The organism is Flaviramulus sp. BrNp1-15 (assembly GCF_022259695.1).
In the GTDB taxonomy this organism is placed as follows: domain Bacteria; phylum Bacteroidota; class Bacteroidia; order Flavobacteriales; family Flavobacteriaceae; genus BrNp1-15.
Map to the genome: position 1 here is coordinate 311,210 of NZ_CP092099.1, position 14,631 is coordinate 325,840.

A 14,631-nucleotide genomic window follows, 5' to 3' on the forward strand; every position below is an offset into this window, starting at 1 on the left:
CGCTTCGGATATCCGAAGCGTTTTTTATTTTTATACAATGACTACTTTCATTTTTGATGTTTTAAAAGATTTAAAAAGTAACGGTACTAATATTTCTGAAATCACTTTTGTGTTACCCAGCAAAAGAGCTGGTTTATTTTTAAAACACCAATTAGCCAAAGTTATAAACCAAACTGTTTTCTCTCCTGAAATTATAAGCATTGAAGAATTTGTTGAAGAACTATCACAGCTTAGAAGTATTTCAAATACCGAACTCCTTTTTGATTTTTATAATTCATATTCTCAATTAACAAAAGAAAAAGATCTCGATTCATTTGAATCCTTTTCAAAATGGGCACAAATATTACTTCAGGATTTTAATGAAATAGATAGATATCTTATTCCACAGGAAAAAATATTTGATTATTTAAGCGCTATTCAAGACTTAAAACATTGGTCTTTAGAGCAAGAAAAAACAGATTTTGTAAAAAACTATTTGTCGTTTTGGAATAAACTCTTTGGCTATTATACCCATTTTACCAAATTTCTTTTAAGTAAACATATTGGATATCAAGGTTTAATTTATAGGAAAGCGGTTGAAAATCTAGAAGCTTACATTCAAAGCAATCAAACAAAGCAACATGTTTTTTTAGGGTTTAATGCATTAAATACTGCTGAAGAAACTATTATTAAAGAATTGCTGCAAAACGATTTAGCAAAAATTTATTGGGATATTGATTCTGTTTTTATAAATAACCCAAAACATGATGCGGCACTATTTACAAGGCATCACAAAAATCAATGGCATTATTTTAAAAACAATCCTTTTAATTGGATAACTGAAAACTATTCAAAAGAAAAAAATATTTCGGTTTTCGGAATTCCTAAAAACATTGGTCAAGCAAAACATATAGGTTCGATTTTAAGTAATTTACAAAAAACCGACTCATCCTTACAAAATACAGCAGTTATACTTGGTGATGAAAACTTATTAATCCCTGTACTTAATTCACTTCCAAAATCTATTGAAGCCTTAAATATTACTATGGGATTTCCTTTAAAATCTATTCCATTAGCTTCACTTTTTGAAGAATTATTTCATTTACATAAAACAGCTTCAAATTCTTTTTACTATAAAGATGTTATAAACATTATATCTCATCAATTTATAAGGCCTTTGTTGAATATTAATGATGTTGATTATACCTCAAAAATCATTGAAATTATAGAAAACAATAACATTGTTTATTTAACAAAAGATAAGCTAATCCAAATAGCTAAAGAAACGAAAAAAGTTATCGATTTACTGTTTTCAAACTGGGAAAAATCTATTGAAATAGCTCTAAATAATTGTTCGCAATTAATATTAAGCATTAAAAGTTTTTTAGATAAAGAAAAGAAGGCTAATTTACTTTCACTGGAATATTTGTTTCGTTTTAATGAACTCTTTAATGAACTTAAAAGGTTGAATACAGAGTATCATCATATAAAAGACGTTTCAGCATTATATAGTGTTTATAAAGAATTATTAAGCACAGAAACGTTAGACTTTCAAGGCGAACCTTTACAAGGTTTACAAATAATGGGAATGCTAGAGTCTCGTGTTTTAGATTTTGAAACTGTTATTATTTCTTCTGTAAACGAAGGTATTTTACCTTCGGGAAAAACCAATAACTCATTCATTCCTTTTGATGTTAAAATTGAGAATGATTTGCCAACATACAAAGAAAAAGATGCTGTTTACACCTATCATTTTTACAGACTTTTACAGCGTGCTAAAAACATTTATATTCTGTATAATACGGAAGCTGATGTTTTAACTGGTGGAGAAAAAAGTAGGTTTATTACTCAATTAGAACTAGAAGGTATTCATAACATAAATCATCAAATCATTGCGCCTCATGTTCCTGTTATAAACCCTAGTTTAACTGTTATTCAAAAAACTGAAGACTTACAACAACAAATTATTCAATTAGCCTCTGATGGGTTTTCACCCTCATCTCTAACCAGTTATATAAGAAACCCCATTGATTTATATTATCAAAAAATATTAAAAATAAAGGAGCATGACGATGTTGAAGAAACTGTTGCTGCTAATACTTTAGGAACCATTGTGCACAATACCCTTGAAGACTTTTACAAGCCATTAACAGGTAAAATGTTGACTATAGAAACTATTAAAAACCTAAAATCTAAAATTGAAGAAAGAGTTATATTCCATTTTAAAAATGAATATAAAGAGGGTGATATTAGTAAAGGGAAAAACCTGATTATTTTCGAAATTTCAAAACGCTATGTATCTAACTTTTTAGATTTAGAGATTAACGCTTTAAATGCTGGTAATGAAATAAAAATAATTTCTGTTGAAGTAGATAATGAAGTTTTAATTGATATTCCAGAACTAGACTTCCCTATTAAAATTAAAGGGAAAATTGACAGGGTTGATGAATATAATGGTGTCACACGTATCATTGATTATAAAACAGGTAGTGTGCAACAAAACCAAGTTGAAATTGTTAATTGGGATGATATTACTACAGATTATAAAAAGTTTAGTAAAAGCTTTCAAATACTCACATATGCGTATATGTTGCGTCAATCAAAACAAATAGATCTTCCTGTTGAAGCGGGTATTATTTCTCTTAAAAATTTAAGTTCAGGCTTTTTAAAATTTGCCAAAAAAGACAAACAAGGAAGCTATGCTAAAAAAAACACCTTAATTACTGAAGAAACAATTAACAACTTCAGCATTCAACTTAAAAAACTTATTATAGAAATTTGTAATCCAGATATTGATTTTACAGAAAAGGAGCTTTAAAATGATTAGTACTAAAAATATAATTATTGATGGTAAACATACTAAACCTATACTTTTAGATAGTTTTCATATTGAAAATAAAAACCCAAAACCTATTATTATATTTTGCCATGGCTATAAAGGCTTTAAAGATTGGGGCGCTTGGGGTTTAATGGCCAAAGCATTTGCCGAAGCTGGCTTTTATTTTATAAAATTCAATTTTTCATATAATGGTGGAACTGTTGAACAACCAATTGATTTTCCAGATTTAGAAGCTTTTGGAAATAACAACTACACAAAGGAATTAGATGATTTAGAAACCGTAATTGATTGGGTATGTTCAAATCCTGATTTAAAAAGTGAAGCAGATACTAACGATATTATTTTAATTGGGCACAGTAGAGCTGGAGGAATTGTAACCATAAAAACTGAAGAAGACCATAGAATAAAAAAAGTAATTAGTCTAGCAGGTGTGTGCGATTTTGCTAAAAGAACATCTACCGTTGGCGATTTAGAACAATGGAAAAAAGACGGTGTAAAGTATATTTTAAATGGCAGAACCAAACAAAAAATGCCTCATTACTATCAGTTTTACGAAGATTTTATTGAGAATGAAGAGCGATTAACTATAAAACGAGCTGTTTCAAATTTAAAAATTCCATATTTAATTATTCATGGAGATGATGATACAAGTGTTTTAATTGAAGAAGCATACAATCTTCATAAATGGAATAAAAACAGTAAACTTGAAATTATTGAAAGTGCAAACCATGTTTTTGGAGCATCTCACCCATGGGAAAAAGAAGCTTTGTCAGTTCATTTAGAAGAGTCTGTAAAATTGGTTATTGATTTTCTAAAAAAACAAAAAAGCAATACCTAAGTACTGCTCTTGTGGAGAAGATCGGGCTCGAACCGACGACCTCTTGACTGCCAGTCAAGCGCTCTAGCCAACTGAGCTACATCCCCTTTTTTATTATTTTAATCCGCTTAAAACTAAAACAGGAATAGTACTGTAAAAATCTTTTTTCAAAATAGTATTTTTTTCCCACTTCTTAGAAAAGAATCCTCGCTTACGTCTTACCACACAAAGCATATCTGGGTTGTGTGATTGAAAATGCTCTAAAACACCTTGAAATGTAGTTGCATTAACCGTTTGGGTAGTATTTCTAACTAAGCTTTTAAGTTCTTCATTAACTTCAAAATCGTTTTCATTATGATATGGTGTTTTTACCAAGAGCAAATCTACCGAAGCTTTAAATTTATCCTTTAAATCTTTAATAGGTTGTAAAACATTTTTCTTTTTTATAATAGCCGATTTAATAGCCATTAATATGTTTGTTGGTTTAGAGAATTTATAACCTTCTGGCACAATTAAAGCGGGTACATCCATTTGCTTTATAATTTTGCCTGAAGTTTTTCCCAAATACACCTCATCCTTAATAGAATTCGTTCTTGGCTCTACCAAAACTAAATCTACATCTGCTGCTTTACAGGCTAATTCCAATGTATTAATTAAATCTCCTTTTAAAGTTTTTGTAATAACCTCTACATTTTTAGTATCTATTTTGGCCACCAATCCATTTAAAAACTCCAAACTCTCGCGCTCAATAATCTTATCAACCTTAATCATAGTACCTGCTTTAGTAAAAACATTATAAACCTGTACCACAAATAATTTTGCGCCAAACTCTTGAGCAAAATCCACAGCATACTGCAAATGACTTAATGCATTCTTAGAAGATCCAACCGGAACCAAAATATTCTTCATAACCTTAAATTTAAAGTTAAATTTACAATAAATTTGAAGCAAAAGTAAAATATTTGAATGATTCGCAAAGCTGTATTTACAGATATTAATAAACTTCTTGAAATAACCAAAGCATGTGCTTCTAAAATGATTGGTGAAAACATTTATCAATGGAATGAATTTTACCCTAGCAAAGCCGCTTTTACAAAAGATGTTGAACGTAATGAACTATATGTTTTAGAATCTGAAAAATCAATTATTGGCTGCATTACTATTTCAACTTTCATGGATGAAGAATATATTCCAATTAACTGGTTAACTCCTAATTCCAAGAATATTTACATTCATAGATTAGCTATTCATCCTGATCAACAAGGAAAAGGTTACGCTCAAAAATTAATGGATTATGCCGAAACTTATGGAAGAAAAAATAGTTATGCTTCGGTAAGATTAGATACCTTTTCGCAAAACAAAAGGAACCAAAAATTTTACGAACTTCGTGGATATAAGCGTTTAGGAGACATTTATTTCCCTAAACAAAGCAAACACCCATTTTATTGTTACGAACTTTTATTGTGAGTACAAATATTAGCCTAAAACATATAAACAAACTCGCTATTCCTGCGTTAATCTCGGGGATATCAGAACCTATATTATCATTAACCGATGCTGCTATTGTTGGTAATATTGATGTTAATGCTACAGAATCTTTAGCGGCAGTTGGTATTGTTACCACATTTTTATCGATGCTAATTTGGGTTTTGGGACAAACACGAAGCGCTATTTCATCAATTGTTTCACAATATGTAGGAGCTAATAAATTAGACAAAATAAAAAACCTGCCCGCTCAAGCCATATTTATTATAACCTCTTTAAGTATCTTAATTATAATTGGCACATATCCTTTTGCTAGAAGCATTTTTAAACTTTACAATGCTTCCAACCTAATTTTAGAGTATTGTATAGAATATTACAGAATTCGTGTTTTTGGTTTTCCGTTTACCTTATTTACAATTGCAGTTTTTGGAGCTTTTAGAGGCTTGCAAAACACATATTATCCTATGATTATTGCCATTATTGGAGCTCTTTTAAATATTGTACTCGATGTTATTTTAGTATATGGAATTGATGGTTTTATTGCGCCCATGAATATAAAAGGTGCTGCGTATGCCAGTGTTATTGCTCAACTGGTTATGGCTATACTTTCAGCATATTATCTATTGAAAAAAACAGTTATTCCTTTAAAATTAAGCTTTCCCTTTAACAAAGAAATTAATCGTTTTATACTAATGATTTTTAATCTTTTTATTAGAACCATTGCATTAAACGTTACATTATATTTTGCAAGTGCTTTCGCAACAAGTTACGGTGCAAAATATATAGCAGCTTATACCATTGCAATTAACTTATGGTTTCTTGGTGCTTTTATTATTGATGGTTATGCGAGTGCTGGTAATATTTTATCAGGGAAATTATTAGGTGGCAAAGAGTATAAATTGCTTATTTCTCTTAGTAATAAACTTATAAAATATGGTGTAGTTTTAGGTATCATTACTGCAACAATTGGAGCTGTTTTTTATTTCCCTATTGGGAATATTTTCACCAACGACCCTGAAGTTTTAAAAGCCTTTTACTCCATTTTTTATATTGTTTTACTTATGCAACCTTTATGTGCTTTAGCTTTTATTTTTGATGGCATTTTTAAAGGCTTGGGTAAAATGAAATACCTTAGAAACCTCTTACTGTTTTCAACCTTTTTAGTTTTTATTCCTATATTATTTGGGTTTGATTATTTAGACTATAAACTTCACGCCATATTTATTGCTTTAACTTTTTGGATTATTGCCAGAGGCATTCCTTTAATTATAAAATTTAGACAACTATTTTTACCACTAGCTGAAAAACTCTAACTTTAGCAATTAATTTAAAAACAAATAATATGGGAAATAGATTGTTTCTTATTCTGGCAATCGTTTTAATTGTTATCTATTTTTATAACAGATACAAAAGACGATAATTATCGTGTTTTTAACCAGCCTGTTATACTCAGTCGTTCGGTATTAACAGGTTTTACCTCGTGTTCTATAATTTGGCTCTCAAAAATTACAACTCTTCCTGGAAAAGGGTAAATTACCTTTTCTTCGGCTTTCAAATATAAAACCAACTCTCCACCATTTTCTGGTAACCAACCCTCTTAATTTAAATAACAAACAAACGATAATTTACGTCTATCATCATTTTGAAAAGTATCTATATGTTTTTTATAAAAAGTCCCTTTAGGATAAATAGCATAATGAAACTCCTTTTGTAAAATACCCATAAAACAGGTTTTGTTTAGGTAATTAACTAAGCTATTTATTTTACTAAAAAAAAGTTGTTCTTTTTGGTTTGCTTTTGTTTCATCAATCCACATAATCAAATCTCCTCTTATAGATTTAATTATGTTTTCATTTAGTTTATTACCAATAGCGGCTTTTTTAAAACCATCATCGGTATGTCTTTGTAAAAGTGATTCTCTTAGCAAATTAACTTCTTCAAAAGAAAAAAAATCGTCAATTATACTAAATTGATGTTGCGCTATATCAGAAATTATTTTTTCGTACAGCGCATTTTCAACAAAATCAATTGCCTCAAATAGATGACTCATAATTATAAATAAAAAACCATCTATCCATCTTGGATAAAAGTGCGTAAATGTAATCTAAAAATGTTTTCGTAAAACAAAATGAATATCTTTGTAGTCTAAATTTTTTATTGATGAGTAATCATATTCGTATTACAAAACAATTCGCTTTCGAAACCGGTCATGCACTCTATGGTTATGACGGAAAATGTAAAAATGTTCATGGGCACAGTTATAAACTCTCGGTTACAGTAATTGGAACACCTATAACAGATAGTAACAACGTTAAATTTGGAATGGTTATCGATTTTAGCGACCTAAAAAAAATTGTGAAAGAAGAAATAGTAAATGTTTTCGATCACGCTACGGTTTTCAATAAAAACACACCACATGTAGAGCTTGCAAAAGAGCTTCAAGACCGCGGTCATAATGTGCTTTTAGTAGATTACCAACCCACAAGCGAAATGATGGTTATAGACTTTGCAAAAAAAATTAAAAAGCGCCTACCTTCTCATGTTTCCCTGCACTCTTTAAAACTGCAAGAAACCGAAAGTTCTTTTGCAGAATGGTTTGCTTACGATAATATTTAGGGCGTTACCACAAGGGTCGGGCTTTACGTTGCAATCTTTTGCAAAAAAGCAAAAGGATTTTCACTGCAATCCCTAACGCAAAAAAGATATTCTTGTCTTTACAGGAATATATTATATTTACAACATGCAAATTCCAAAAGGAAAAAAAATATATTTCGCTTCAGATAATCATTTAGGAGCACCAACTTACGAAGCTTCTCTACCACGCGAAAAGAAATTTGTGGCTTGGTTAGATGAAGTAAAACAAGATGCCGCTGCCATTTTTTTACTAGGCGATTTATTTGATTTTTGGATGGAGTATAAAACAGTGGTTCCAAAAGGATTTACCAGAACCCTAGGTAAATTAGCCGAAATAAGCGACTCTGGAATACCAATCTACTATTTTGTGGGTAATCACGACCTTTGGATGAATGGCTATTTTGAAGAAGAGCTTAACATTCCTGTTTATCACAAACCGCAAGAATTTACCTTTAATAATAAAACCTTTTTTATTGGTCACGGCGATGGTTTAGGTCCTGGAGATAAAGGTTACAAGCGCATGAAAAAAGTGTTTACTAACCCTTTCTTTAAATGGGTTTTTAGATGGGTGCATCCAGATATTGGTGTTCGAATAGCGCAATACCTATCTGTTAAAAATAAACTTATTTCTGGTGATGATGATACTAATTTTTTAGGTGAAAATAACGAATGGCTAGCAAAATATTGTAAACGAAAATTAGAAGATGAACATCGCGACTATTTTGTATTTGGACACAGACATTTGCCTTTAGAAATTAACCTGAATGAAAAATCAAAATACATTAATCTTGGTGATTGGATAACTTATTACACATACGGTGTTTTTAATGGAGAACATTTTGAGTTAAAAAAATTCTAATTTACTTTAACAAAGCTTCCAACGTCATTTCATCTAATTGACCATCAACAAACAAATTATTTTTTGCTTCAAAATCCATTATAGCATTAATTGTAGCATTTTTAAAAATACCATCTAACTCAATCTTATAACCTTTGTTTACTAAAAGTTTTTGAATTTCATAAACAAATGCGCTTTTTTGCCCGTTTCTAAGATTTGCTTCAGGTAAGTTTGAAAACAATCTTTCTCTAAATTTTTCAGCTTTTAATTTATCATTGTATGCTTGAAGTGTTAAACCTTCAGCTTCATAATTTTTAATATCCTCATTAGAAAACCCTTTGTTTTTTAATGCTTTTGATTGCTCTAATTTAGCTTCATAGTATTTTACTTTTGCTAACTTTTTACCGTATTCATTAACGGCTATTTGCGTTTCTCTATCATCATCTTCAGGAGATTTTACATCAATCTCATTGGCGCTCCATTGCATAGACACAAAACCATTTAAAGCTTCAACAGCATCATAATAATTATAAACAACAGATTGATTGTAATAGTCTAAATCAACGGTTTCATTTATCTTATAATCTATATTGTTTGGGTGAAATCTTTGGTAATCTTTATATTGGCTATATGCAAAAATCAAAATGATAACAACCAGAATAGTAATTAGGATTTTTTTCATTGGTCTTAGAGTTTAAATACAAATATAAATGAAAATATGCTTACTTATTCTTCATTTTCGTGGGCTTCCATATCTTCTCTTAAATCCAAATTTTTAAGCACAGGATTTTTTATACCAATTGTAAAAACTGTAATTAAAGTCATGGTTCCTCCAAAAACTACTGCGGCAACTGGACCAATTAATTTTGCAGCTAAACCGCTTTCAAAAGCACCTAACTCATTAGAAGAACCTACAAACATAGAATTAACCGATGATACACGACCTCGCATATCATCAGGCGTTTTTATTTGTAATATGGTTTGACGAATAATCATCGAAATACCATCGGCTGCACCACTTATAAATAAAGCTAAAACACTTACCCAAAATATTGAGGATAACCCAAACGCAATAATACTTATGCCAAAAATAAATACAGAAACTAGCAGTTTCTTACCAGTACTCTTACTAATTGGAATATACGTTGTGGCAAACATAGTTACAATACTTCCCATGGATATTGATGCATTTAAAATACCAAAGCCTTCACTGCCTACTTTTAAAATATCTTGAGCAAAAACCGAAAGTATGGCAACAGTTCCTCCAAATAAAACGGCAATCATATCTAAAGTTAAAGCACCCAAAATAGCTTTATTTTGGAATACAAACTGAACACCTACTTTTAAACTCTCTTTTACAGGTTCTCCAACTTTTTTATTTAAAATAGGCTTCTTCTTAATTAAAAAATTCAGGAAGAATGATATAACCACCATAACAAAAACCACCAATAATGTTTTTCCTACCCCAATCCAACTAATTGAAAACCCTCCAAAAAGTGCACCTAGAACTGCGGCGCTTTTCCATGTACTAGTACTCCATGTTGCTGCATTTGGGTATATTTTTTTAGGAACTATTAAGGCCACTAAAGAAAAGATAATTGGTCCGAAGAAGGAACGTAGAAACCCCCCAAAAAAAACAAGCGCATAAATAGAGTATAAAATAGTTTTTGTTGACCAATTCTGGACAACCTTCTCTGTAGTTAATAAAAAAAGACCTAAACTAATTAGAGAGAAGGCGGCAATACAAAGTGCAAACAAATTTCGTTTTTCTTTTTGGTCTACAATATGTCCTGCAAAAAGCGCCATGGTAAACGCTGGAATAATTTCCATTAAACCAATAATACCAAGTGATAACGGGTCTTTAGTTAAGCTATAAACTTGCCACTCAATTACAATAAATTGCATAGACCAACCAAAAACCAACACAAAACGAACTAATAGAAATATATTAAACTCTTTAATTCTTAATGCTGCGTAAGGGTCTGTTTTTGCCATATTCTAAATGAAAAATAGAAGCTAGTTTTTGCAAATATTATTTAAATAATTGTCTAAATCTAACTGAAATAATGTTCCTTTAATTAAGTCTTCAACCTCAAATAACTCCTTTTGGTTAACTGCAATATCTACTTTTTCGCTAGGTGTTTTTAATAAAATATTTCTTGATTCTGGGTCATTATTACAGCAAGAGCAATGCAATGGATCTTTAGCATCATTAACTTTTTTATAAAATTGTTTTATTTCTTTTATAGTTAAATAAAAACCCATATTTCTAAATACAATTTGAATTTTATTATGAGCTTGTTTTAAGCTTGTATATTTCCATTTAAAAGCAATACCAATGTTATTATGGTAAATTTTGTAAATATCGTTTTCCATATCTGACTGTTTTACTAGTCAAATATAACATTATTTAGAATAATTCTAAATAATAACTTATTTTATTTAATATCTCTTAATTTAAGTTGTAAACTTACTTTTCCTTGCCATTCATTTTCATCAATAGAATAAACTGCCTTAAATGGTTTTCCATTTGATACAATATCGAACTTATCTGCCATACTAAAACCAATACCAACAAATCTTTTGTTTGTATTTGGTTGCGTAGCTGTAAGCCTTAAATGTGTTTTGTCTTCACCAACACATTTAGCATAACCTGTATCTATTAAATTATTTGTCATAAAAATAGGCGTCATATTACTTGGTCCGTAAGGTGCAAATTGTTTTAAAATTCTGTAGAACTTTGGAGTAATATTGTCAATATCTATTTTACAATCAACATGTATTTCGGGTGTGAGCAAATTTCTATCAATAGTTTTAGAAACCTCATCTTCAAAAGCTTGTTTAAAGGCTTCGTAATTTTCTTCTTTAAGCGTTAATCCCGCAGCATATTTATGCCCTCCAAATTGCTCTATATGTTCACTACAAGCCTCTAAAGCATTGTAAACATCAAAACCTTTTACAGAACGTGCCGATGCCGCCAACTTATCTCCACTTCTTGTAAAAACTAAAGTAGGTCTATAATAGGTTTCGGTTAATCTAGAAGCCACAATACCAATAACGCCTTTATGCCAATTTTCATGGTAAACAACAGTAGTAAGACGTTCCTGTTCTTTTTGTTCCTTAATTTGATTAAGAGCTTCTTCTGTAATTTGCTTATCTGTTTCACGCCTTTCTAGATTATAGTTGTTGATTTCAGCTGCATACTTTTCTGCCAAATCACTCTCTTCCTCTGTTAATAAAGTCACTGCATAATTACCATGTTCCATTCGTCCGGCAGCATTTATTCGTGGCGCAACTATAAAAACAACATCGGTAATAGTTAATTCTGTTTTTTCAACTTGTTCAAGAATAGCTTTAATACCTGGTCTTGGATTTGAGTTTATAACTTGTAATCCAAAATAGGCAAGTACTCTATTTTCTCCATCAATTGGCACAATATCTGCTCCAATTGCAGTAGCTACCAAATCTAAATACTCAGTTAAATCTTCAGCTGTTTTTCCTTCTTTTGATGCTAATGCTTGTATGAGTTTAAAACCAACTCCACAACCGCATAATTCTTTATAAGGATAATTACAGTCTTCTTGTTTTGGGTCTAAAACAGCAACTGCATCTGGTACTTCATCACCTGGTCTATGGTGATCGCATATTATAAAATCGATCCCTAATGTTTTAGCATGAGCTACTTTATCTACAGATTTTATTCCACAATCCAGTGCTATAATAAGTGAAAAATCGTTTTCTAAGGCAAAGTTTATACCTTTATATGAAACACCATAACCTTCATCATATCTATTAGGAATATAGGTGTAAACGAGATTATGTTTGGTTTTTAAGTAGGATGACATTAAAGAAACAGCTGTAGTTCCATCAACATCATAATCACCATACACTAAAATATTTTCTTTATTTGCTATAGCTTCTTCAATGCGTACAACTGCTTTATCCATATCTTTCATCAAAAATGGATCGTGCAAATGCTTTAAACTAGGTCTAAAAAAATGTTTCGCTTCTTCATACGTTTTAATACCACGCTGCAACAATAATGTTGCAACAGTAGCATCAACTTGAAGTGCTTCTTCTAAAGCTTTAACTTCTTTCGTTTCTGGTTTAGCTTTTAAAGTCCAACGCATTATTTGGGTTTAATTATTGTGAAAATGAGTTTCTATTTCTAATTCTGCAAACTGACGAAACATCTCCATAACACCACAGTACTTTTCAATAGATAAATCTACTGCTCTTTGTAATTTTTTCTCATTTAGCTCATTTCCATAAAAATGAAAATGCATAGCAACTTTATCATAATATTTTGGATGCTCTTCGGTTAAGTTAGCTTCTATTTCAATTTTAAAATCATCAACTTCTAATTTCATTTTTTTTATTAAAGAAGCTACATCTAAACCTGAGCAACCTGCTAAACCAGATAGCATTAATGCTTTAGGCCTGTAACCTTCTCCTTTACCTCCGTTTTCTTCTCCTGCATCAATAAATAAGTTATGACCAGATGGGTTTGTACTTTCAAATTTCATGTCGCCCAACCAAGTTGTAGTAATATGATTTTTCATTTTTTATGAAATATTTTTTGTTTCTTTAGTTATCAAAAATACCATTTAAAAAATAAAATCAACTTACTGTTTATTATGATTTTAAGATGAAAAGCAGAATTGGCTAATTAATAATTGTCACGGAGCCACTCTAAAACAGATTGTATTCTTTTTTTTACTTCAACAGTTGGTTCGGTATAATGATTATTCATAAAACTAAAAATTAAAGTTTTACCAGAATTAGTGATTAAATAACCACTTAATGAATAATTATTACCAACTGTTCCTGATTTAGCAAAAACATATGGTTTTGAACCTCCTGAATAGTATTTTTTTAAAGTGCCCGATGTCCCTCCTACAGGAAACAAATTAAATAAACGTTCTTTTGAAGTTTCATTATAGAGTTTTGTAAGTACTTGAACAAAAGATGTAGGTGTAAACAAATTATACCTACTTAACCCTGATCCATCCACCCAACGTGGTTTTTGTTTTAAATCTTTTAACTGATTGTCCAAAATATACTCTCTTATTTTACTTGAGCTTAAAGTGTCAAACATTGTAGAAGATGCCAAAATTAACATTTGTTCTGCTAAAAAATTATCGCTGACCTCCATCATTCGTTTATATAAAGAATCAGATGGAATACTATAAGCAATATGCTCCATTTTTTTTCCAGTGAAATTAGATATTGATATTCTTCCTGGTAAAAGATCTTGCCATAGTTTTTCTATTAACAGCGTATCAACGACCATTGGAACTTCTATAGTATCTTGTTTTTTAGAGTTATAAAAAAAGACGTTATCGTTATAATTTCTCCGTTTTGGTGATTGGGAATATTGAATGTTTTGCTGTAATGCTTTTGGAATACTTTGTAAACTATCTTTATTGCTAATTGTTACTACATTTCCATACATTGGAAAACTACTTCGCTCAGGACTAAAATAAGTATCATAATCTTCCCAAGCCCACCCAGGTCCAAACTTTTCGTCCAATAAATTATTAAAAACTATTTTCACATTCTTATAATTTCTAACCATTTTTAAAGCTGTACTATCGTTAAAGAAAGTGTGTAAAAAAGTAGGATCGCCAGTTCCTTGTATAAAAATAGTATCATTCTTTACATCATATTTAAATGCCGGAACTTCGTTGGGTAAAAATTGTAAAGCTGTATAGAGTGTAAATATTTTAGTGTTACTTGCGGGAATGAAATACTTATCGGCATTATACTTAAAAACTGTATCGTTTGTTTTGGGATTATAAACTAATAACCCTGTAAATTGATTTTTATAAAAAGTTTCCTCAATTTTCTTAGTAATATTTTTATTAATATAGGATGATTTACAGCTAAATATAAAAGCAAATATTAGCATTAATAATAGTAATCTTTTACTTAAAATATACATTGGATTAAATTTAGTTTAAAAACCTTATAACTGTTTTTAATAAACTCATTATTTAACTAATAATAGCGACTTTTATATTAATCTTTTTAGTTTTT

13 protein-coding genes, 1 tRNA gene and 1 pseudogene are annotated in these 14,631 nt (G+C 30.1%); 6 read left to right on the forward strand and 9 right to left on the reverse strand.

What is annotated here, in order from left to right; genetic code table 11:
- The first annotated feature begins 37 nt into the window (after positions 1 to 37).
- The gene (locus MBM09_RS01300) at positions 38 to 2,797 is read left to right on the forward strand and encodes a PD-(D/E)XK nuclease family protein (protein ID WP_238675043.1); all 2,760 of its coding nucleotides are present in this window, start codon (positions 38 to 40) and stop codon (positions 2,795 to 2,797) included.
- 1 nt (position 2,798) lies between these two features.
- Complete coding sequence (locus MBM09_RS01305; RefSeq protein WP_238675044.1) at positions 2,799 to 3,656, forward strand: S9 family peptidase; 858 nt, start codon at positions 2,799 to 2,801, stop codon at positions 3,654 to 3,656.
- Between the two features lie 12 nt (positions 3,657 to 3,668).
- Here MBM09_RS01305 and MBM09_RS01310 read toward each other — a convergent pair.
- A tRNA-Ala gene (locus MBM09_RS01310) sits at positions 3,669 to 3,742 on the reverse strand.
- A 7-nt stretch (positions 3,743 to 3,749) separates the two neighbouring features.
- On the reverse strand, positions 3,750 to 4,544 hold the full coding sequence (locus MBM09_RS01315) for a universal stress protein (protein WP_238675045.1): 795 nt from the start codon (positions 4,542 to 4,544) through the stop codon (positions 3,750 to 3,752).
- A 57-nt stretch (positions 4,545 to 4,601) separates the two neighbouring features.
- Here MBM09_RS01315 and MBM09_RS01320 point away from each other — a divergent pair, with 57 nt between their 5' ends.
- Positions 4,602 to 5,102, forward strand: coding sequence for a GNAT family N-acetyltransferase (locus tag MBM09_RS01320; protein WP_238675046.1), 501 nt, complete (start codon positions 4,602 to 4,604; stop codon positions 5,100 to 5,102).
- On the forward strand, positions 5,099 to 6,433 hold the full coding sequence (locus tag MBM09_RS01325) for an MATE family efflux transporter (RefSeq protein WP_238675047.1): 1,335 nt from the start codon (positions 5,099 to 5,101) through the stop codon (positions 6,431 to 6,433). The genes MBM09_RS01320 and MBM09_RS01325 overlap by 4 nt, the downstream gene beginning before the upstream one ends.
- Positions 6,434 to 6,540: 107 nt before the next feature.
- On the opposite strand, the pseudogene MBM09_RS01330 reads toward MBM09_RS01325, so the two are convergent.
- Positions 6,541 to 7,170, reverse strand: a pseudogene (locus MBM09_RS01330) (2OG-Fe(II) oxygenase).
- Between the two features lie 110 nt (positions 7,171 to 7,280).
- Here MBM09_RS01330 and MBM09_RS01335 point away from each other — a divergent pair.
- Together MBM09_RS01335 and MBM09_RS01340 are read left to right on the forward strand one after the other, a co-directional pair.
- Positions 7,281 to 7,736, forward strand: coding sequence for a 6-carboxytetrahydropterin synthase (locus MBM09_RS01335; protein ID WP_238675048.1), 456 nt, complete (start codon positions 7,281 to 7,283; stop codon positions 7,734 to 7,736).
- 124 nt (positions 7,737 to 7,860) lie between these two features.
- Positions 7,861 to 8,613 (forward strand): UDP-2,3-diacylglucosamine diphosphatase, encoded by a 753-nt coding sequence (locus MBM09_RS01340; protein WP_238675049.1) that lies wholly within the window; start codon positions 7,861 to 7,863, stop codon positions 8,611 to 8,613.
- Between the two features lies 1 nt (position 8,614).
- Here MBM09_RS01340 and MBM09_RS01345 read toward each other — a convergent pair whose 3' ends face one another.
- The 6 genes from MBM09_RS01345 to MBM09_RS01370 all read right to left on the reverse strand — a co-directional run bounded on the left by MBM09_RS01345 (position 8,615) and on the right by MBM09_RS01370 (position 14,536).
- The gene (locus tag MBM09_RS01345) at positions 8,615 to 9,274 is read right to left on the reverse strand and encodes a peptidoglycan-binding protein (RefSeq protein ID WP_238675050.1); all 660 of its coding nucleotides are present in this window, start codon (positions 9,272 to 9,274) and stop codon (positions 8,615 to 8,617) included.
- Between the two features lie 44 nt (positions 9,275 to 9,318).
- Positions 9,319 to 10,587 (reverse strand): MFS transporter, encoded by a 1,269-nt coding sequence (locus tag MBM09_RS01350; protein WP_238675051.1) that lies wholly within the window; start codon positions 10,585 to 10,587, stop codon positions 9,319 to 9,321.
- A gap of 21 nt (positions 10,588 to 10,608) precedes the next feature.
- A complete protein-coding gene (locus tag MBM09_RS01355; protein ID WP_238675052.1) occupies positions 10,609 to 10,968 on the reverse strand; it encodes a DUF6686 family protein in 360 nt (119 codons plus the stop codon).
- 62 nt (positions 10,969 to 11,030) lie between these two features.
- Complete coding sequence (recJ, locus tag MBM09_RS01360; RefSeq protein ID WP_238675053.1) at positions 11,031 to 12,722, reverse strand: single-stranded-DNA-specific exonuclease RecJ; 1,692 nt, start codon at positions 12,720 to 12,722, stop codon at positions 11,031 to 11,033.
- Between the two features lie 9 nt (positions 12,723 to 12,731).
- On the reverse strand, positions 12,732 to 13,154 hold the full coding sequence (locus tag MBM09_RS01365; RefSeq protein ID WP_238675054.1) for an OsmC family protein: 423 nt from the start codon (positions 13,152 to 13,154) through the stop codon (positions 12,732 to 12,734).
- A 107-nt stretch (positions 13,155 to 13,261) separates the two neighbouring features.
- Positions 13,262 to 14,536 (reverse strand): D-alanyl-D-alanine carboxypeptidase/D-alanyl-D-alanine-endopeptidase, encoded by a 1,275-nt coding sequence (locus tag MBM09_RS01370; RefSeq protein WP_238675055.1) that lies wholly within the window; start codon positions 14,534 to 14,536, stop codon positions 13,262 to 13,264.
- Positions 14,537 to 14,631 lie beyond the last annotated feature (95 nt).

Bases quoted from the DNA above. Each gene is read 5' to 3' on its own strand.
- recJ (WP_238675053.1), bottom strand. From the start codon at position 12,722: ATGCGTTGGACTTTAAAAGCTAAACCAGAAACGAAAGAAGTTAAAGCT.
- MBM09_RS01320 (WP_238675046.1), top strand. From the start codon at position 4,602: ATGATTCGCAAAGCTGTATTTACAGATATTAATAAACTTCTTGAAATA.
- MBM09_RS01370 (WP_238675055.1), bottom strand. From the start codon at position 14,536: ATGTATATTTTAAGTAAAAGATTACTATTATTAATGCTAATATTTGCT.
- MBM09_RS01305 (WP_238675044.1), top strand. From the start codon at position 2,799: ATGATTAGTACTAAAAATATAATTATTGATGGTAAACATACTAAACCT.
- MBM09_RS01350 (WP_238675051.1), bottom strand. From the start codon at position 10,587: ATGGCAAAAACAGACCCTTACGCAGCATTAAGAATTAAAGAGTTTAAT.
- MBM09_RS01315 (WP_238675045.1), bottom strand. From the start codon at position 4,544: ATGAAGAATATTTTGGTTCCGGTTGGATCTTCTAAGAATGCATTAAGT.
- MBM09_RS01300 (WP_238675043.1), top strand. From the start codon at position 38: ATGACTACTTTCATTTTTGATGTTTTAAAAGATTTAAAAAGTAACGGT.
- MBM09_RS01335 (WP_238675048.1), top strand. From the start codon at position 7,281: ATGAGTAATCATATTCGTATTACAAAACAATTCGCTTTCGAAACCGGT.
- MBM09_RS01355 (WP_238675052.1), bottom strand. From the start codon at position 10,968: ATGGAAAACGATATTTACAAAATTTACCATAATAACATTGGTATTGCT.
- MBM09_RS01345 (WP_238675050.1), bottom strand. From the start codon at position 9,274: ATGAAAAAAATCCTAATTACTATTCTGGTTGTTATCATTTTGATTTTT.
- MBM09_RS01340 (WP_238675049.1), top strand. From the start codon at position 7,861: ATGCAAATTCCAAAAGGAAAAAAAATATATTTCGCTTCAGATAATCAT.
- MBM09_RS01365 (WP_238675054.1), bottom strand. From the start codon at position 13,154: ATGAAAAATCATATTACTACAACTTGGTTGGGCGACATGAAATTTGAA.